This window comes from Streptomyces speibonae, from assembly GCF_984686075.1.
Genome location: NZ_OZ480260.1, coordinates 3218943 through 3236404, shown reverse-complemented (window position 1 = coordinate 3236404; position 17462 = coordinate 3218943). Strand labels below are relative to the sequence as shown.

15 protein-coding genes are annotated in these 17462 nt (G+C 72.7%); 9 read left to right on the top strand and 6 right to left on the bottom strand.

Annotated features, from left to right (window positions below; translation table 11 throughout):
* Window positions 1-39: 39 nt before the first annotated feature.
* Together AC5L3C_RS14320 and AC5L3C_RS14315 are read left to right on the top strand one after the other, a co-directional pair.
* A complete protein-coding gene (locus AC5L3C_RS14320) occupies window positions 40-1653 on the top strand; it encodes a succinic semialdehyde dehydrogenase (RefSeq protein ID WP_493649342.1) in 1614 nt (537 codons plus the stop codon).
* 83 nt (window positions 1654-1736) lie between these two features.
* Window positions 1737-3524, top strand: a complete 1788-nt coding sequence (locus tag AC5L3C_RS14315) for a GMC family oxidoreductase N-terminal domain-containing protein (protein ID WP_493649341.1) — start codon at window positions 1737-1739, stop codon at window positions 3522-3524.
* 115 nt (window positions 3525-3639) lie between these two features.
* Here the strand turns inward: AC5L3C_RS14315 and AC5L3C_RS14310 are convergent, their stop codons facing one another.
* The gene (locus tag AC5L3C_RS14310) at window positions 3640-4716 is read right to left on the bottom strand and encodes an LPXTG cell wall anchor domain-containing protein (RefSeq protein ID WP_493649340.1); all 1077 of its coding nucleotides are present in this window, start codon (window positions 4714-4716) and stop codon (window positions 3640-3642) included.
* 236 nt (window positions 4717-4952) lie between these two features.
* On the opposite strand from AC5L3C_RS14310, the gene AC5L3C_RS14305 reads away from it, so the two are divergent.
* Window positions 4953-6236 (top strand): serine/threonine-protein kinase, encoded by a 1284-nt coding sequence (locus AC5L3C_RS14305; RefSeq protein WP_240661183.1) that lies wholly within the window; start codon window positions 4953-4955, stop codon window positions 6234-6236.
* A 312-nt stretch (window positions 6237-6548) separates the two neighbouring features.
* Here AC5L3C_RS14305 and AC5L3C_RS14300 read toward each other — a convergent pair whose 3' ends face one another.
* On the bottom strand, window positions 6549-6875 hold the full coding sequence (locus AC5L3C_RS14300; protein ID WP_125504669.1) for a chorismate mutase: 327 nt from the start codon (window positions 6873-6875) through the stop codon (window positions 6549-6551).
* A gap of 351 nt (window positions 6876-7226) precedes the next feature.
* On the opposite strand from AC5L3C_RS14300, the gene guaA reads away from it, so the two are divergent.
* A complete protein-coding gene (gene guaA, locus AC5L3C_RS14295) occupies window positions 7227-8807 on the top strand; it encodes a glutamine-hydrolyzing GMP synthase (RefSeq protein WP_493649339.1) in 1581 nt (526 codons plus the stop codon).
* A gap of 18 nt (window positions 8808-8825) precedes the next feature.
* On the opposite strand, the gene AC5L3C_RS14290 is transcribed toward guaA, so the two are convergent.
* Window positions 8826-9317: a pyridoxamine 5'-phosphate oxidase family protein gene (locus AC5L3C_RS14290; protein ID WP_493649338.1), complete on the bottom strand. Its 492-nt coding sequence runs from the start codon at window positions 9315-9317 to the stop codon at window positions 8826-8828.
* Between the two features lie 184 nt (window positions 9318-9501).
* Here AC5L3C_RS14290 and AC5L3C_RS14285 point away from each other — a divergent pair, with 184 nt between their 5' ends.
* From AC5L3C_RS14285 to AC5L3C_RS14275, 3 genes are all read left to right on the top strand, one after another.
* The gene (locus tag AC5L3C_RS14285; RefSeq protein WP_493649337.1) at window positions 9502-10299 is read left to right on the top strand and encodes a class II aldolase/adducin family protein; all 798 of its coding nucleotides are present in this window, start codon (window positions 9502-9504) and stop codon (window positions 10297-10299) included.
* 150 nt (window positions 10300-10449) lie between these two features.
* Window positions 10450-11730, top strand: a complete 1281-nt coding sequence (locus AC5L3C_RS14280) for a hypothetical protein (protein ID WP_493649336.1) — start codon at window positions 10450-10452, stop codon at window positions 11728-11730.
* A gap of 165 nt (window positions 11731-11895) precedes the next feature.
* Window positions 11896-12426 carry a DoxX family protein gene (locus AC5L3C_RS14275; RefSeq protein WP_493649335.1) on the top strand — a complete coding sequence of 177 codons (531 nt, stop codon included), beginning with the start codon at window positions 11896-11898 and terminating at the stop codon, window positions 12424-12426.
* 15 nt (window positions 12427-12441) lie between these two features.
* Here the strand turns inward: AC5L3C_RS14275 and AC5L3C_RS14270 are convergent, their stop codons facing one another.
* Both AC5L3C_RS14270 and AC5L3C_RS14265 read right to left on the bottom strand, forming a co-directional pair.
* Window positions 12442-12654 carry a hypothetical protein gene (locus AC5L3C_RS14270; RefSeq protein WP_125504663.1) on the bottom strand — a complete coding sequence of 71 codons (213 nt, stop codon included), beginning with the start codon at window positions 12652-12654 and terminating at the stop codon, window positions 12442-12444.
* Window positions 12641-13990, bottom strand: coding sequence for a PspC domain-containing protein (locus AC5L3C_RS14265; protein WP_493649334.1), 1350 nt, complete (start codon window positions 13988-13990; stop codon window positions 12641-12643). Before AC5L3C_RS14265 ends, AC5L3C_RS14270 begins: the two co-directional genes overlap by 14 nt.
* A gap of 177 nt (window positions 13991-14167) precedes the next feature.
* Between AC5L3C_RS14265 and AC5L3C_RS14260 the strand changes: the two genes are divergently transcribed.
* Both AC5L3C_RS14260 and AC5L3C_RS14255 read left to right on the top strand, forming a co-directional pair.
* Complete coding sequence (locus AC5L3C_RS14260) at window positions 14168-15460, top strand: PspC domain-containing protein (RefSeq protein WP_493649333.1); 1293 nt, start codon at window positions 14168-14170, stop codon at window positions 15458-15460.
* The gene (locus tag AC5L3C_RS14255; protein WP_125504660.1) at window positions 15457-16167 is read left to right on the top strand and encodes a LuxR C-terminal-related transcriptional regulator; all 711 of its coding nucleotides are present in this window, start codon (window positions 15457-15459) and stop codon (window positions 16165-16167) included. Before AC5L3C_RS14260 ends, AC5L3C_RS14255 begins: the two co-directional genes overlap by 4 nt.
* Before the next feature lie 19 nt (window positions 16168-16186).
* Here the strand turns inward: AC5L3C_RS14255 and AC5L3C_RS14250 are convergent, their stop codons facing one another.
* Complete coding sequence (locus AC5L3C_RS14250) at window positions 16187-17215, bottom strand: C40 family peptidase (RefSeq protein WP_493649332.1); 1029 nt, start codon at window positions 17213-17215, stop codon at window positions 16187-16189.
* Window positions 17216-17462: the final 247 nt, after the last annotated feature.

The window sequence follows — 17462 nt, the reverse complement described above, 5'->3', positions numbered from 1 at the left end:
GGGTACACAAAGTGTTCGGCCGGGCATACCCTGCGCCTCATGACGGACGCGCAGACCCGGGAAACCACCGGCACCAACCCCCTCGCCCCCTCCCCACGGGGGGCCCGTACCGCCGCCGACGTGGTCACGCCGGAGCTGGTCGCCCAGCTCACCAAGGGTGTGGCCGGCTCCGGCCGGACCGCCAATCACACGCCGTTCACCGGCGAGAAGCTGGCCGACCTGCCCGAGTCGACCCCCGAGGACGTGGCCCGGGCCTTCGAGACGGCCCGCACCGCCCAGGCCGTCTGGGCCGGGACCCCGGTGCGCCGGCGCGCCGCCGTCCTGCTCCGCTTCCACGACCTGGTGCTGGAGCGCCAGGCCGAGGTGCTCGACCTGATCCAGCTGGAGACCGGCAAGGCCCGGCTGCACGCCCACGAGGAAGTACAGGCCGTCGCGGTCGCGGCCCGCCACTACGGCCGCCGGGCCGCCGCCCATCTGCGCCCCAAGCGGCACGCCGGCGCCGTGCCGGCCCTCACCAAGGTCACCGAACTGCGCCACCCGCGCGGTGTCGTGGGCCAGATCGCCCCCTGGAACTACCCCCTCGAACTGTCCGTCGGCGACGCCCTCCCGGCGTTCGCCGCGGGCAACGCGGTCGTGATGAAGCCCGACACGGAGACCTGCCTCACCGCACTGTGGGCCCGCGACCTGCTGATCGAGGCCGGACTGCCCGCCGACGTCTTCCAGGTCGTCCTCGGCGAGGGCCCGGTCGTCGGCCCCGAGGTCGTCAAGCACGCCGACTACGTCTCCTTCACCGGCTCCACCCGCACCGGCCGCGAGGTCGCCCAGGGCGCCGCCGCCCGGCTGGTCGGCGTCTCCCTCGAACTCGGCGGCAAGAACGCCATGCTGGTCCTGGACGACGCCGACCTGGACAAGGCCGCCGCCGGCGCCGTCCGCGCCTGCTTCTCCAGCGCGGGCCAGCTGTGCATCTCCATCGAGCGGCTGTACGTCCACGAGTCGGTCGCCGACGCCTTCCTGGAGCGCTTCGCCGCCCGCACCAAGGCGCTCCGCCTCGGCACCTCCCTCGCCTACGGCGCCGACATGGGCTCCCTGGTCGGACAGCGCCAGCTCGACGCCGTCACCCGGCACGTCGAGGACGCCGTCGCCAAGGGCGCCACGGTCCTCGCGGGCGGCACGGCCCGTCCCGACATAGGCCCCTACTTCTACGAGCCGACCATCCTCGACGGGGTCGAGGCCCCCATGAGCGTCTGCACCGAGGAGACCTTCGGCCCGGTCGTCTCCGTCTACCGCTTCTCCTCCGACGACGAGGCGGTCGAACGCGCCAACTCCACGCCCTACGGGCTCAACTCCTCCGTGTGGACGGGCAACGCCCGGCGCGGCCGCGAGATCGCCGCCCGGCTGCGCACCGGCACCGTGAACATCAACGAGGGGTACGCGCCCGCGTACGGCAGCGTCCAGTCGCCGATGGGCGGCATGAAGGACTCCGGCCTCGGGCGCCGGCACGGCTCCGAGGGCATCCTCAAGTACACCGAGGCCCAGACCGTCGCCCACCAGCGCGTACTGCCGATGGCCCCCTCACTGGGCATGGACGACGCGGCGTACGCGGCCTTCATGAGCCGCAGCCTGCGTCTGATGAAGGCGTTCCGGTTCCGGTGACCGACGCCGGGGCGCGCGCAGCCGCGCGAGACACCACGGAGCACCCGCACCACCCGCACGCGACACGCGCAGAGGAGACACCCGTGCCCGAGGAGGAGTACGACTACGACGTCCTCGTCGTGGGGTCCGGATTCGGCGGCTCCGTGTCGGCGCTCAGGCTCACGGAGAAGGGCTACCGCGTCGGCGTCCTCGAGGCCGGCCGCCGCTTCACCCGCGAGACCCTGCCGAAGAACTCCTGGGACCTGAGGAACTACCTGTGGGCGCCCGCACTCGGCATGTACGGCATCCAGCGCATCCATCTGCTGGGCAACGTCATGGTCCTGGCCGGCGCGGGCGTCGGCGGCGGCTCCCTCAACTACGCCAACACCCTCTACGTACCGCCCAAGCCGTTCTTCGACGACCCGCAGTGGGGGCACATCACCGACTGGCAGGACGAGCTGAAGCCGTACTACGACCAGGCGCGGCGCATGCTCGGCGTACGGCTCAACCCCACGATGACCCCGTCGGACGTGCATCTGAAGGGGGCGGCCGAGCGGATGGGCGTGGGCGACACCTTCCACATGGCGCCCGTCGGTGTGTTCTTCGGCGACGGCGAGGACGCCGACGGCACGGTGAGGGCGAAGCCGGGACAGGAGGTGCCCGACCCCTACTTCGGCGGGGCCGGCCCCGCGCGCCGGGCCTGTGCCGAGTGCGGCGAGTGCATGACGGGCTGCCGGCACGGTGCGAAGAACACCCTCAACGAGAACTACCTCCACCTTGCCGAGAAGGCGGGCGCGGTGGTGCACCCCATGACGACGGCGGTGTCGGTGACGGAGGACTCGCGCGGCGGCTACGCGGTCGCCACGTTGCCGACCGACGACCGCCGCAAGGGCGAGGGCCGCACCTTCCGGGCCCGCCGGGTGGTCCTGGCGGCCGGCACCTACGGCACCCAGACGCTGCTGCACCGGATGCGGGCCGGCGGACAGCTGCCGCACCTTTCGGACCGGCTGGGCGAACTGACCCGCACCAACTCCGAGGCCCTCGTGGGCGCGCAGACCGACAACCGCCGCTACCGCAAGGCCACCGGGGCGCCGAAGGCCGACTTCACCCGGGGTGTCGCCATCACGTCCTCGATCCACCCCGACGAGAACACCCACATCGAGCCGGTCCGCTACGGCAAGGGCTCCAACTCGATGGGCGGGCTCTCCATCCTCCAGGTGCCGTACGCGGGCGGTGGCTCGGGCGCGGCGCGGGTCCTGGGCTGGCTGGGCAACGCGGTGCGGCACCCCGTGATGACGGTGCGCTCGCTGTCCAACCGGCGCTGGTCGGAGCGGACCATCATCGGGCTGGTGATGCAGTCGCTGGACAACTCCCTGACGACGTACCTCAAGCCGTCCGGGGCCGGCCGCGGGCTGCTCACCGCCCGGCAGGGGCACGGCGCCCCCAACCCCAAGCAGATCAAGGCGGCCACGGAGGGCGCCTCGGCGCTGGCGGCGGAAATCAACGGCTTTCCCGGCTCCAACGTCGGCGAGCTGACGGGCATGCCGCTGACCGCCCACTTCCTGGGCGGCTGTCCGATCGGTGCCTCCCGGGAAACCGGGGTGATCGACCCGTATCACCGGCTGTACGGCCATCCCGGAATCTCGGTCGTGGACGGGGCGGCGGTCTCGGCGAACCTGGGCGTGAACCCCTCCCTGACCATCACGGCCCAGGCCGAGCGGGCGATGTCGTACTGGCCCAACAAGGGTGACGCCGACCCGCGTCCGCGACAGGGCGAGCCGTACCGGCGCCTCCAGCCGGTCGAGCCGAAGTCCCCGGCGGTCCCGGCGGACGCGTTCGGTGCGCTGAAGCTGCCGTTCCTGGGGATGCCGGAGGTGCCCCCGAAGAAGTAGACAGCAGAAGGAAGAAGAGGAAAGAAGAGGAAAAAGGACCTGTGCCCCCCTCCGAGCTCAGGTCCTTTTCCCTTGTCCTGGGTGGTGCCGCGCGCGGGTGCGCGGTCCGGCGGTGTTACGCCTCCGTACCGGCCTTGCGCCGGCGCACCACGAACACCGCACCGGCACCGGCCACGACGGCGGCGCCGCCGACCAGCCCGATCATCGGCAGGGCGGAGTTCGAACCGGTCTGCGCGAGGCTGCCGGTGACCTTCGGCGTGTCCTTGTCGGGCTTCGCGTCCGTGACCGGCGCCTTGCCGCCGAGCTGCGGCTTGGTGCCGTCCGTGTCCGTGCCGGGGGCCACGATCCGGAACCGGTACGAGACGTCGCCGAAGCCGAGGCACTCGTCGTCGCCGTCGCCGTAGATCGTCGCGCCGAGCGAGAAGGCCGCACCGGCCGGGGCGGAGGCCGAGACGTTGAGGCGCATCGGGATCTCGACCCGGTAGCCGGGCTTCAGCTCGTTCGAGTAGCCGATGTAGCCCACCGCGTAGCCCTCTTCGCTGAGGTCGAACCAGACCTTGGCGTCGGGGTCCCAGGCCTGGAGCCGGACCTGCTTGCTCTTGAACAGGTCCATGCCGTCCGCGTCTGCGGAGGCCCCGGCGAAGTAGTCCAGGTTCTGGAGCGTGGAGCCGGAGTCGTTCAACACGTTCAGCGAGAACGTGTGCCAGCCGCTGCCCGCGGAGATCTTGCCGGGCAGGCCGGTGATGCCGACGTCGACCTTGGTGTCCTCGCACGCGGTCGGCTCCGGGTCCGGAGTCTCCTCGGGCGCGGAGGTGCTCGGCGAAGGCGACGTGGTCGCGGAGGGCGAGGTGGACGTGGACGGCGAGGCGGAGGACTCGTCGCCCGGCTCGGTCTCGTCCTTCCCGTCCTCGGAACCGGTCCCGTCACCCGAACCGTTCTCGTCACCCGAACCGTTCTCGCCGCCCGGCTCGGTCTCGTCCTTCGGGTCCGTCGCGTCGTCCGGGCCCGACTCGGTCGTGGACGGGGAAGGGGACGTGCCGGTCTCGCCGTCGGTGCCGGACCCGGCCGCGGAATCGCTCGCGGTCGCGGTCGGCGTGGAGTCGGTCGCGTACGCGGCCGGGGCGGCGAGCAGCGCGGCCGGGGCGATGGCCGCCGTCGCGACCGCCGCGGCCATGGCACGGCGAAGCTTCATGAAGACCTCGGGAAGTCCGGTGTGCCGCGTGGCCGCGGCACGAACGAGTGAGGGAAAGGCCTCCGCGCCGGGGCGCGGGTGGCTGTTGGTTCCAGTGGTTCGATCAACGGGCCCGGCGAATGGTTGTCCCCGATCTCACAGAATTTTTATGTGACGTGGATCACTTACGAAAGCGGGTGATCTCTGACGTACGCTCAGCCGCCGACAGCCGTCCCTGAGAGAAAGCCCGCTATCCCGTGGCCGAGCAGCCGTCCGAAGAGAAGAGACCCGAGAACGGACCGGAGAGGGGACCGGAGGACCTGCCGGAGTCCTCGTCCCTGCCGGACGACGTCTGGGAGAAATTCGTCCAGGACAGCGAGCGCGACATCCGGGCGTCCGCTCCCAAGGAGCCGTCCGCGCGGGCGCGCATGGTGACGGAGCGGCTGCGGGCCATGGACGAGGCGCAGGCGGCCGGGGCGGGCGCGGGCGGCCGCAGGAGCCGCTGGGGCAGGAAGCGGACGCCTCCGCCGCCCGCCCAGCCCGAGGGCTGGCGTACGGGTCCAGCCTGGCAGGAGATGAACGGGCGCGCCTCGCGCCGCCGGGTGTGGAGCGCGGTGGGCGTGGTGGTGGCCGCCGCGCTCGCCGTGGTCGCCGTCAATCCGTCCGCCGCGCTGTCCTGGCTGCCCGGCGGCCTCGGCGACGGGTGGGACACCCAGGACGAGGCAGCATCGTCCCCCGCCCCGCCGCTGGCCCCCGAGACCGCCCGGCCGAGCACCGCGCCGTCCGACGCCCCGCCCGACGTGCCCACCCGGGAGAAGCCGTTCGCCGGGTCCCCGGCCGCGCGCTGGGAGGCGGGCGCGGACGCCATCCGGCTCCCGGAGGCGAAGGCCGTGGGCGGTGTGTCCGCCGCCCGGGTCGAGGCCGCGCTGAAGAAGACGAAGCAGTTCCTGGTCGCCGCCAACCTCGACCCCGCGGTGCTCGAGGGCGGCCGGCCGGCGAAGGCGCTGGACCTGGTGGACCCCGGGGAGAAGGACCTCCTCGCGGAACTGCGCGTGGCGCTGCGCAGGCCCACGGCCGAGAACGACCCGACCTGGGCCTTCACCCGTTTCGATCCCGACGAGGTCGAACTCGTGGGGCAGGCGCGGGTCCGCGGCCGGATGACCGTCGAACCCGAGCCCGGAACCGCGGGGAAGGCGCTGATCAAGGCGGACTACACGTTCGTGTACCCGGTGGCGCGCGCCGGCGGCGGTGACGAGGTGACCAGGACCATCGTGCGGCGGACGATCGAGGTGGCGGCCATGGATCCCGCGCGGTTCCGGTTCACCGAGGGACGCCTCTGGATATCCGACTACAACAGCGAGATAGCCAACGACGACTGCCGGGAGGGCGACGGCGTCATCCGTCCCCAGTTCCTCACTGACCGGGAGGAGGGCCCGGAGCCGACCGGCGAGGCGCGCGATCCGTACGACCGCAGCGAGGGCCTCGACCGGCCGGAACAGGGCGCGGGCGAGGAGGACTGCGGCGTGGTGTCGCGCGTCTGAGGTGCGGCGGCCGCGGCCGGTCCGATCCGGGAACGACGCAAGTCATCCGTCGGCCGGCTCCGGGCGTCCCCGGAGCCGGCCTTCTCCCGGGTGACCGGGCCGGCTGTCCCCTGCCGCCCGGTCACTCGTCCGGAGCGACGTCCCACGGCGTCGACACCATCCGTACGCCTCGACGCTCCGGCGAGCCATGTGTGGTTCTCTCGAGCCCGCCCCTGGCCGGCGCGGACACCGGGACCAACGAAGCGGCCCGGCCACCGGTCACGCGCCGGACGGGTGAGAGGCGGTGCGTACGTCCGTACCGGGAACGCGGATTCAGATCCTGCCCCGGCACAGCTCCAGCAGCGTCATCGCGAGCGCGGTGCCGGGCTTGCCCAGGGCGTCCCGGTAGGTGGCGAGGATCTCCATCTCGCGGGAGAGGTTCACGCGCCGGCCGCCGGAGGCGATCCGTTCCTCCTGGATGACGGCCGACACGGCCATCCGTTCCTGCACGAGGCCGATGATCCGGGCGTCGAGCGCGTCGATCCGCTCGCGGGCACCGGTGATCAGCTCGGCCGCCTCGGTGGTACGGGCACCGGTCCGCTCGCCGGGCTGCGGGCCGGCCTGTCCGGGGGTGGTGGCGGTGGTCGGGGTGGCGGTCATGTCCGGGGGCTCCTCGGTGAGTCGTCGGGTGAGGTGCCCCGGAGCGACGGGGTCCGGAGCCGAACGCCAGGCGCCCCGGACCTTGTCGGCCCGGGGCGCCTGGGAAGTCGCTTGTCAGTTGCTCAAGCAGCACGACCATGGCAGCCGGCGGGCCGGTCGCCATAGGTAAAGAGGAAGGTCTGGTGCGTGAGCATGGGCCCAGTATGCCCGCTCCGCGGCGGCTGTCCACAGCGCGCCGCATGGTGAGACGGATCGCGTCGGTCCGCGTCCCCCGGCGCGGGCCGGGGTCCTTTGCCGCCTCGGTAGAATCGGGAGGCACAAGACCCCCGCCCCACCGCCGGAAGGCACCTCGTGTCCTCAGCGTCTCCCGCTGCCAACGCGCCCGACACCGTTCTGGTCGTCGACTTCGGCGCGCAGTACGCCCAGCTCATCGCCCGTCGCGTCCGCGAGGCGCGGGTCTACAGCGAGATCGTGCCGAGCACCATGCCGGTCACCGAGATGCTCGCGAAGAACCCGGCGGCGATCATCCTGTCCGGCGGCCCCTCGTCCGTGTACGAGGAGGGCGCTCCCCGCCTCGACCGCGCGCTCTTCGAGGCCGGCGTGCCCGTCTTCGGCATGTGCTACGGCTTCCAGCTCATGGCGCAGAGCCTGGGCGGCCAGGTGGACAACACCGGCGCCCGCGAGTACGGCCGTACCGGTCTGCACGTCTCCAAGAGCTCCTCCACCCTCTTCGAGGGCACCCCGGACGAGCAGGCCGTGTGGATGTCGCACGGCGACGCCTGCTCCGCGGCCCCCGAAGGCTTCACGGTCACCGCCTCCACCGACGTCGTGCCGGTCGCCGCGTTCGAGAACGACGAGAAGAAGCTCTACGGCGTCCAGTACCACCCCGAGGTGATGCACTCCACGCACGGACAGCAGGTGCTGGAGCACTTCCTGTACCGGGGCGCGGGCCTGACCCCCGACTGGACCACGGGCAACGTGATCGAGGAGCAGGTCGCCGCCATCCGCGAGCAGGTCGGCGACCGGCGCGCCATCTGCGGTCTGTCCGGCGGTGTGGACTCCGCGGTCGCCGCCGCCCTCGTGCAGAAGGCCATCGGATCCCAGCTGACCTGCGTCTACGTCGACCACGGCCTGATGCGCAAGGGCGAGACCGAGCAGGTCGAGAAGGACTTCGTCGCCGCGACCGGCGTGCAGCTGAAGGTCGTCGACGCCGAGGAGCGGTTCCTCACCGCCCTGAAGGGCGTCTCCGACCCGGAGGAGAAGCGGAAGATCATCGGCCGCGAGTTCATCCGGGTCTTCGAGCAGGCCCAGGCCGAGATCATCGCGGACGCGGGCCCGGCGGTGGAGTTCCTCGTCCAGGGCACGCTCTACCCCGACGTCGTCGAGTCCGGCGGCGGCACCGGCACCGCCAACATCAAGTCCCACCACAATGTGGGCGGCCTCCCCGAGGACCTCGAGTTCCAGCTGATCGAGCCGCTGCGCCAGCTGTTCAAGGACGAGGTCCGGATGGTCGGCCAGGAGCTCGGCCTGCCGGACGAGATCGTCCAGCGTCAGCCGTTCCCCGGGCCCGGCCTCGGCATCCGCATCGTCGGCGAGGTCACCAAGGAGCGGCTCGACCTGCTCCGCGAGGCCGACGCCATCGCCCGTGAGGAGCTGACGGCGGCCGGCCTCGACCGGGACATCTGGCAGTGCCCGGTCGTGCTGCTGGCGGACGTGCGGTCGGTGGGCGTGCAGGGCGACGGCCGCACCTACGGGCACCCGATCGTGCTGCGCCCGGTCTCCAGCGAGGACGCCATGACCGCCGACTGGTCGCGGCTGCCGTACGACGTCCTCGCGAAGATCTCGACCCGCATCACCAACGAGGTGCGGGACGTCAACCGGGTCGTCCTCGACGTCACCTCCAAGCCGCCGGGGACCATCGAGTGGGAGTAGTCCCCGCCGTCGCGGGGCTCAGGTCCGTTTGAGGGTGCGCACCGGCTCTCCGGGCTTCCAGACCTGGACGACGAGGTACTTCTCGTCCTCCACGTAGGTCCGTACGACCTCCGTCAGCTCGGTGCGGAAGAGGTGGAACGGCTCCGGCGGTTCCACCTCTTCGGCGTACCGGGCCCGGGTCGCGGTGTCGTCCGCGGCGATCTCGACCGCCCGGCCGCCGATCCGGACGTCGCCGCCGCCCATGCCCGTCCCCTCGCCCGGGTTCGCCTGGAGCGCGAAGCGCGGGTCGCGGCGCAGGTCGAGCGCCTTGAGCGAGTCCGGCATCATGCCGAACCAGAGCTCACCGTCGAGGAAGCGGACCTCCAGGCCCGTGGTGCGCGGTGAGCCGTCCTTGCGCAGGGTCGCGAGAACGTGGTGGGTGTACGCGGTGAAGCGCTGCTCGACGGTCTTCGCCAGCTCCGGTTCGGCCGCGGTGAAGGCCGCCCAGTTCATGCCCGTGTCTGTGCTCATGGGGGGAGTGTGGCGCCGAAAGCGGACATCCTGTGTCGGGTATCCCCGTTCGTGTCGGGGTGTTCGGTTCGCGGGGCGCTGGGTCGGGGCGCGATGGGTGCCCGGTGTTACGGAACAGAGCTGTCGTCCGGGGCGCCCCGCCGGTAACTTCCGCCTCGTACGCAAACCCCCCGCGGGAGGACTTATGCACGGGAGGCCCACGCCGCCCATGCCGCTGCCCACCGACAAGCTGCGCTTCGCCATGCCGCCCATGCACGAGTCGGTCGAGGACGAGCGCCGGCACCGCAAGGAACGGCTCGCGGGCGCGCTGCGGCTCTTCGGGCGGCTCGGCTACGAGGACGGTGTGTCGGGGCACATCACGGCACGCGACCCGGAGTACAGCGACTGCTTCTGGGTCAATCCGTTCGGGATGCCCTTCCGGCACGTCACCGTGAGCGACCTGGTGCTCGCCAACCAGGACGGGCAGGTCGTCGAGGGCGGCCACCACGTCAACCAGGCCGCGTTCACCGTGCACGCCCAGGTGCACGCCGCACGGCCCGACGTCGTCGCCGTCGCCCACTGCCACTCCGTGCACGGGCGGGCCCTCGCCGCACTCGGCGACCTGCTGGACCCCCTCACCCAGGAGAGCTGCGCGTTCTACGAGGACCACGCCCTCTACGACGCCTACAGCGGCGTCACCGTCGACGCCGAGGAGGGGCGGCGGATCGCCGGTACGCTCGGCTCCCACAAGGCGCTGGTGCTGCGCAACCACGGGCTGCTCACCGTGGGGGACTCGGTGGACGCGGCGGCCTGGTGGTTCATGACGATGGAGCGGTCCTGCCAGGTGCAGCTCATGGCGCGGGCCGCGGGCCGGCCCGTCCTCATCGACCACCGGCAGGCGGTCGCCACGCGTGAGCAGCTCGGTGGGGACCTCGTGGCGTGGATCAACTACCAGCCGATGTGGCAGGAGATCACCCGGAGCGAGCCGGATCTGCTGGGCTGAGCGGCCGGGGTCAACCCGGCGTTCGGGAATTCACTCGCACTGACCGGGGCCGCCGGTCGTGAAGGGTGTGCGGTAGGGCACAATTCGCTTGCGTCAGCGGGGACTTGTGTCGTGGTTTCGATGGATGGCGGGAAAGGGCGGGCTTCGGGCGTGGCGGTGCAGGAAGCGAGGCAGGGCGGCGTGGACACGGGCCCGCACGAGGGCGGCTGCACCTGCGGCGACTGTCCGCACGGGGCACGTGAGGGACATCGGCGTGCCGTCGCGGCGTTTCTGCTGAAGCGGGACGAGTACGCGGCCGGGCAGGGGGTGCCGGCCGCCGTGGCCCACTCCGCGTCGGCCTCCCGGCAGTGGGTGTCGGAGGAGCTGACCCAGGCCGCGGAGGCCGTCGCCGAGCGGGGACGGGCCGAGGGCGCGGCGTGGCTGGAACGGCTGTGGCGGCGCACCGCCGTCGTGGTGTGGGCGGCCGTGGTGCTGCTGCTCCTCGGACAGGCGCTCACGGCGATCGGCGCGGGGTGGACCGCGGCGCGCAGCGCCGGTCTGCTGGCCGCGGTGGTGGTGGCCGGCGCGCTCACCGCCGCTTCGTGGTTCCACCGGGACCGTGGCGGTGCGCTGGCACCGGTGATCGGTGAGGACAACCGGCTCTCCACGTCTCGCGCGGTGGCCGCGTCCTGGGTGCTGTTCGTGGCGTTCGCGGTGCTCGTCCTGGTGGGGCGGCTGGCGGCCGCGTCCGGTGAGCGGGAGCGGGACGCGCTGATCGACGGGCTCGAACTGGCCCGGGGCGCGGGCGTGGTGACGGTGCTGGCCGTGGTCTGCGGGATCGCCGTGCTGGTGCGGCGGGTCGTCGGACTGCGGGTGCAGGGACAGCGGCTGCAGAAGGTGCGGGCGTACCGGCCCAGGGCGGCGGATCTGCTGACCGACGACTCGGGCCGGGGCAGCTTCGCCGACATCCAGTACGTCGTGATCGGCGGGGTCGCCCTGGCGTTCGCGGCGGTGCGGCTGGCGCGGCGGCCGGACCAGTTGCCGGACCTGCCGTGGGGGCTCGCGGTGGTGGTGCTGGTGTCGGCGGGGACGTATCTCGCGGGGAAGTACGCCGAGGGCGGGCGTCCGGTCATTCTGTCGGTGGTGCGGGCACGGGAGGCGGGCGATCTGGACGCGCCGATCCGCACCGGGGACGACATCGAGATCCGGGGGGCCGGGTTCGTGCCGGTGGGGGCGCAGGGGGCCGACCGGCTGTCGCGGATGGTGGTGCGCGTGGGGGCGGTGAACGTGCATGTCCCGCTGGTTCCGGTCACGGGCGGCTTCGACAACCCGACGGACGCGTTGCTGACGGTACCCGTACCGGCGGACGTGGAACCGGGCCGCGTGGACGTCCAGGTCGTGACGGCAGCGGGAGTGGAGACGAACCGCTACACGATCGACGTGACGGAGTGACGAGGGCGCGCGGTCCGCGGGCGGTCGCTGCCACGGGCCGACGGCCCCGTCCGGACACACCCCCCACAGAAAAACCCCGCGCAACAGGGTTGAGGCGCTCCGGATTGTCGTACGTATGGTTCGTGGAGGAGGCCCCGGGACCGCAGTGAAGGGCGGCACTCAGCGATGAGCCACGGCATGCGCGCGCACACCAACCCCCCGCATCTCGACGGCGACAGAAACTGGCGGGACCTCGCCTCCCGCTACGCGCTGGTACCCCTGCGCCTCTTCCTCGGCGTCACCTTCGTCTACGCCGGCCTGGACAAACTCACCGACAGCGCGTTCATGAAGGACTCCGGCGCCGGTTCCATCGGTGACATGATGCGCGGCGTCCGTGACTCCTCCGCCATCCCCGCGATGATCGACATGGCGCTGGAGAGCCCCGTCGCCTTCGGTTACGCCATCGCCTTCGGTGAACTGGCCGTCGGGATAGGCGCGCTGCTCGGACTGCTCACCCGCCTGGCCGCACTCGGCGGTGCGCTGATCTCCCTCAGCCTGTGGCTGACCGTGAGCTGGGCCGCCGATCCGTACTACTACGGCAACGACCTCCCGTACCTCATGGCCTGGACCCCGCTGGTGCTGGCGGGCGCCCCGCTGCTGTCCGTGGACGCCGCGCTCCGGGAGCGGCGCCGGCGGCGGACGGGGGACTACCGGTAGCTCCGCGGCGCCGGGTCAGCCCGTGGGCGCCCTGCCGCGGCGGCGACGGGCGAGGCCGGTCAGGAAGCCCACCGCGCCGGCCAGGCAGAGCCCGCCCATGACGAGCGGGATCACCACGAACCACGGGGTCTCCCAGGCGCCGCCCGCGTCCCCGGCGTAGGTCACCCCCGCGAGGGTGAGGAACGCACCGGCGATCAGCCGGCCGGGCTGGAACTCATGACGTAGCACGGCTCACCTCCGCCTGTCCCGCGCCGACCCGGAGATCGAGGTCGAGCGTGCCCGCCTTCCCGGCGCCCGGCGGCGGCTCCAGGGTGACCCTCTTGTGCTGACCGGGGGCCACGTCCACGTCCTCCTGCCCGTCGCCCGGGAGCCGGATGTCACCCAGGCCCACGTCGATGCTCAGCTTCACGGTCACGTCCCTGGGCACGATCACATGGAGCCGGCCCAGACCGACATCGGCCTGTGTCTCCACCGTGTCGTTCTCGGGGACGCGGATCGCGGACAGGTCCAGTTCCCCCTGGCCCGCTCCCAGGTCGTAGAGCGGGCGTATCTGCGTGACCGAGGTCGGCTCCCACGTGGTGCGTGTCCAGTCGGTGCCGATGTCTTCGGGGATCGCGGCCGAGCCGGCGAGCAGGCCCGCCGTGATGACCGCCAGGACGATCGATCCCGCTCCCGTGCGGCCCAGGAACGCGCTCACCGCCACGCCGATGCCGAAGACAGCGAGCGCGCAGGCGAGGCCGGTCTGCAGGGTGACGCCGAGGGGCTGCGACTCCCAGGTCAGGCCGGTGCCGAGGCCCGCGGCGAGCAGGGCCAGCAGGAAGACCCAGCCGCCGATGCCGCGGGGGCCGCGCGGCTTCGGCGGCCGCGGTGCGTGGACCTTGTCCCGGGCGCGGGAGTCGAGGCCGATGCTGACGGCGGCGGCGATGTCCAGGTCGCGGGAGTCCCGGGGGCCCCACAGATAGCCCGTCCCGCCGACATGGGTGCCGTCCTTCACGATGGGGTCGCGCCACCAGGAGGGGTACGCGCCGGCGGCCGGCGGCGCCTGCGGCTCCGGCGGGGCGTCGGCGACGGCCTGGGCGGCGAGGTGGTCGGGGCTGGGGGCGCCGCGCCGCCGCGACCAGTACCCCGCGCCGGCAAGCAGCAGGGCCAGTATGGTCGCGAAGCTCAGCACGCCGTCGTTGCTCAGCATGGTGAGGAAGACGCCGCAGCCGACCAGCGCGAACAGCACGGCCGTCAGGGTGTGGCCGTCGACCCGGCCGGTCAGCAGCCGGCGGACCTCGTTCTCCTCGTCGTCGTCGTAGGGGACGAAGAGCCAGGTGAAGCCGTAGAAGATCAGGCCGATGCCGCCGGTGGCGGACAGGACCGCGAGCGTGATCCGGAAGATCACCGGGTCCATGTCGCAGTGCCGGCCCAGGCCCGCGCACACCCCGCCGAGCATCTGGTGCCGGCGGTCGCGCCGGAACCGCTCGTCGGTGTCGCCCGGCGGAGCGGCGGCCGCCTCCTCCTGTCCGGGCGCGCCCGCCTGCGTGCGGGGCGGGCCCGCGGCGTGCTGGTGATCGGTCATGGGTCCATGGTGACGGGCGAGTCGCCGCGGCGGCAGTCGGCATGACCCTGGACGGACCCTGATATCGGTCCCTGAGGGCGGGCAGGGGAGTGTTCGAGGGGGACGGGCGGGAGATCAGGGGAGTCTCCGGGGACTACCCTGATGCTCCGGCACCGCGGGCGTGTGACCATCGGTGGCATGTCGGAAGCCGCCGCAGCGCCACTCGCCGAGCCGCGGCCGCCGCGCAAGCTCTACCGCAGCAGTGACGGACGCTGGCTCGGGGGCGTGGCGCGGGGGCTCGCCGGACATCTCGGGCTGCCCGTGATCTGGGTGCGCCTGGTCTTCATCGGGCTGTTCACGGCCGACGGCCTCGGCGCGCTGCTGTACGCCGCCTTCTGGTTCTTCGTGCCGCTCGGTGTGGGCGGAGTGGACGCGCAGAGGCCGGCCTCGCCGGTGACGACCGAGACCGCGCCCGACGGCCGGCGCAGACTCGTCACCCGCAGGCCCGACAAGGGCCAGATCGTCGCCCTGCTCCTCATGGTCGTCGTGGCCATGGTCTTCGTGGGCAGCGTCGACCTGAGCAACGGCACGAGGGCCTATCTCTGGCCGACCGTCCTGGTCGGCGCGGGCGTCGCCCTGGTGTGGCGGCAGGCGGACAACGCGCGCCGGGCCCGCTGGATGGAGGTCGGCCGGCGCCGCCGTACGGTGACCCTGCTGCGCGCCGTGGCCGGGGTGCTGCTGGTGACGGCGGGCGCCTCGGGCATCTTCGTGCTGCGGGGCTCCGGCACCCACCTCGGCTCGGTGCTCCAGGCCGCCCTCGCGGTGCTGGTGGGCATAACCCTGCTCGCGGGCCCGTATCTCGTCCGCATGACGCAGGACCTCTCCGAGGAGCGCCTGATGCGCATCCGCGCGCAGGAGCGCGCGGAGGTCGCCGCCCATGTCCACGACTCGGTGCTGCACACCCTGACCCTGATCCAGCGCAACGCGGACCACCCGGGCGAGGTGCGCCGCCTCGCCCGCGCCCAGGAGCGCGACCTGCGCAACTGGCTCTACAAACCGGAGGGCAACGGCAAGGACGAGGACGACGAGCCCACCACCCTCGCCGAGGCCGTGAAGCGCAATGCCGCCGAGGTCGAGGACAAGCACGGCGTCCCGCTGGAGGTCGTGGTGGTCGGCGACTGCCCGCTCGACGAGAGAATCGGCGCACAGATGCAGGCCGCGCGGGAAGCAATGGTCAACGCGGCCAAGTACGGTGGCGAGGGAGGCGCGGTTCAGGTCTACGCCGAAGTCGAGGGGAGGACGGTCTTCGTGTCGGTCCGGGACCGGGGCCCGGGCTTCGACCTGGACTCGATACCCGCCGACCGCATGGGCGTCAGAGAATCGATCATCGGCCGCATGGAGCGCAACGGCGGCACGGCGCGGCTGCGCGCGGTGCCCGACGGCGGCACGGAGGTCGAACTGGAGATGGAGAGGGCGGAGAAGACGTCATGAGCGAGCCGACCGAGGCGAACACAGCGCAGGGGGCCGAGTCCGCCGGGCGTCGGGTGCGGGTCGTCCTCGTCGACGACCACCGCATGTTCCGCACGGGGGTCCAGGCCGAGATCGGACAGACCGAGCAGACGGGGGTCGAGGTGGTCGGCGAGGCCGCCGACGTCGACCAGGCGGTCACCGTCATCACCGCGACCCGGCCCGAGGTGGTCCTGCTCGACGTGCACCTGCCCGGCGGCGGCGGTGTCGAGGTGCTGCGCCGCTGCGCCCCGTTGATGGGGGACACGGAGCAGCCGGTGCGGTTCCTCGCCCTGTCCGTGTCGGACGCGGCGGAGGACGTGATCGGGGTGATCCGGGGCGGTGCCCGCGGATACGTCACCAAGACGATCACCGGGACCGACCTGGTCGACTCGATCTTCCGGGTCCAGGAGGGGGACGCGGTGTTCTCGCCGCGGCTGGCCGGCTTCGTGCTGGACGCGTTCGCCTCCACCGACGCCCCGCCGGTCGACGAGGACCTCGACCGCCTCACCCAGCGCGAGCGGGAGGTGCTGCGGCTGATCGCCCGCGGGTACGCGTACAAGGAGATCGCCAAACAGCTGTTCATCTCGGTGAAGACGGTCGAGTCCCATGTCTCCGCGGTGCTGCGCAAGCTCCAGCTGTCCAACCGGCACGAACTGACCCGCTGGGCGACGGCGCGGCGACTGGTGTGAGCCGCCGCGCACGGGCCGCTCAGCTCACCCGCGTCGCGCCCGCGAACGGCATCTCGTCGATCGGGGCGACCCGGACGGGGGCCGAGGGGTTCGGGGCGTGGATCATCCGGCCGTCGCCGACGTAGATGCCGACGTGACTGATGCCGGAGTAGAAGAAGACCAGGTCGCCGGGGAGCAGTTCGGAGCGGGCGACGCGGCGGCCCGCGTCGATCTGGGCGTAAGTGGTGCGCGGCAGGGAGACGCCCGCGGCGCGGTAGGCGGCCTGGACGAGGCCCGAGCAGTCGAAGGCGTCCGGGCCGGTGGCGCCCCAGACGTAAGGGCTGCCGAGCTTGCGGTAGGCGTAGGCGACGGCCTGCGCGGCACGCGGGCCCGGGGCCTGTGCGGTGACGGAGCCGGGGGCCGTGGCGGGGCGTGCGGCGCCGGTGGTCTTCGCGCGGTGTTCGGGGGGCAGCCGGTCCAGCAGCCGGCGGGCGGCGGTCAGCTTGCCGGTGATTGTCTTCTTGTGCCGCTGCATCTCGGCGCGGCGGGCCGTCAGCGACTTCGCCTCCACGCGGGCCGCGCCGCGCAACTGCTCGATCTCCCGGAGCTGCGTGCGGACCCGCCCCACCTCCGCGCGGTGGCGGGTGCCCGCGCGCTCGGCGAGGGCGGTGCCGTCCAGATAGCCGTCCGGGTCCTCGGACAGAATGAGCTGCAGGGCGGGGTCGAGGCCCCCGCTGCGGTACTGCGCCGCCGCGACCGAACCGAGGGCGGCGCGCGCGTCGTTGAGACGGTCCTTCCTGCGGGCCGACTCGTCCTGCAGATCGCGCAGCCGCCGCTGCGCGGACTCCGCCTTCTCCTTCGCGCCGTTGTACTTCTCGGTGGCGGCCTCCGCCTCGCGGTGGAGCCGGTCGACATCGGACCTGACCTGCTCCGGCGACGGCCGGGGCGCGGCCTGGGCGGTCCCGTCCAGGCCCGTCGCGGTGGCCGCGCCGGCGAGGGCGATGGTGGCGGCCGTGCGGGCCGTGTGGCCGCCCCCCGAGCGCTGTCGGGACCTGCGGTGCGCTGCCACCTCGACTGCCCTCCTCGTCCACGACCGCCGCGGGCGGTCCGGCGGCGGGGTGCACAGGGGAGCCGTCCGCCGCCGGACCTCTTCGGCGGTGGTGTCCGGCTGCCGCCCCTGGTCCGGGCGGCGATGGAGCGCCGGTCACCTGGGGGAGGACGCTAGGCCCCGCCGCGCGGCCCGGGTAACGGGTTGTGCGGAAGTGGCGTGAGCGGACCAGCGGGTGACCGTAAGTGACCGGTATTCCGCCTCGACC

Excerpts from the sequence above, each read along its gene's own strand:
- AC5L3C_RS14285 (WP_493649337.1), top strand. The coding sequence starts at position 9,502 with ATGCACGGGAGGCCCACGCCGCCCATGCCGCTGCCCACCGACAAGCTG.
- AC5L3C_RS14255 (WP_125504660.1), top strand. The coding sequence starts at position 15,457 with ATGAGCGAGCCGACCGAGGCGAACACAGCGCAGGGGGCCGAGTCCGCC.
- AC5L3C_RS14275 (WP_493649335.1), top strand. The coding sequence starts at position 11,896 with ATGAGCCACGGCATGCGCGCGCACACCAACCCCCCGCATCTCGACGGC.
- AC5L3C_RS14290 (WP_493649338.1), bottom strand. The coding sequence starts at position 9,317 with ATGAGCACAGACACGGGCATGAACTGGGCGGCCTTCACCGCGGCCGAA.
- AC5L3C_RS14300 (WP_125504669.1), bottom strand. The coding sequence starts at position 6,875 with ATGACCGCCACCCCGACCACCGCCACCACCCCCGGACAGGCCGGCCCG.
- AC5L3C_RS14260 (WP_493649333.1), top strand. The coding sequence starts at position 14,168 with ATGTCGGAAGCCGCCGCAGCGCCACTCGCCGAGCCGCGGCCGCCGCGC.
- AC5L3C_RS14320 (WP_493649342.1), top strand. The coding sequence starts at position 40 with ATGACGGACGCGCAGACCCGGGAAACCACCGGCACCAACCCCCTCGCC.
- AC5L3C_RS14265 (WP_493649334.1), bottom strand. The coding sequence starts at position 13,990 with ATGACCGATCACCAGCACGCCGCGGGCCCGCCCCGCACGCAGGCGGGC.
- AC5L3C_RS14310 (WP_493649340.1), bottom strand. The coding sequence starts at position 4,716 with ATGAAGCTTCGCCGTGCCATGGCCGCGGCGGTCGCGACGGCGGCCATC.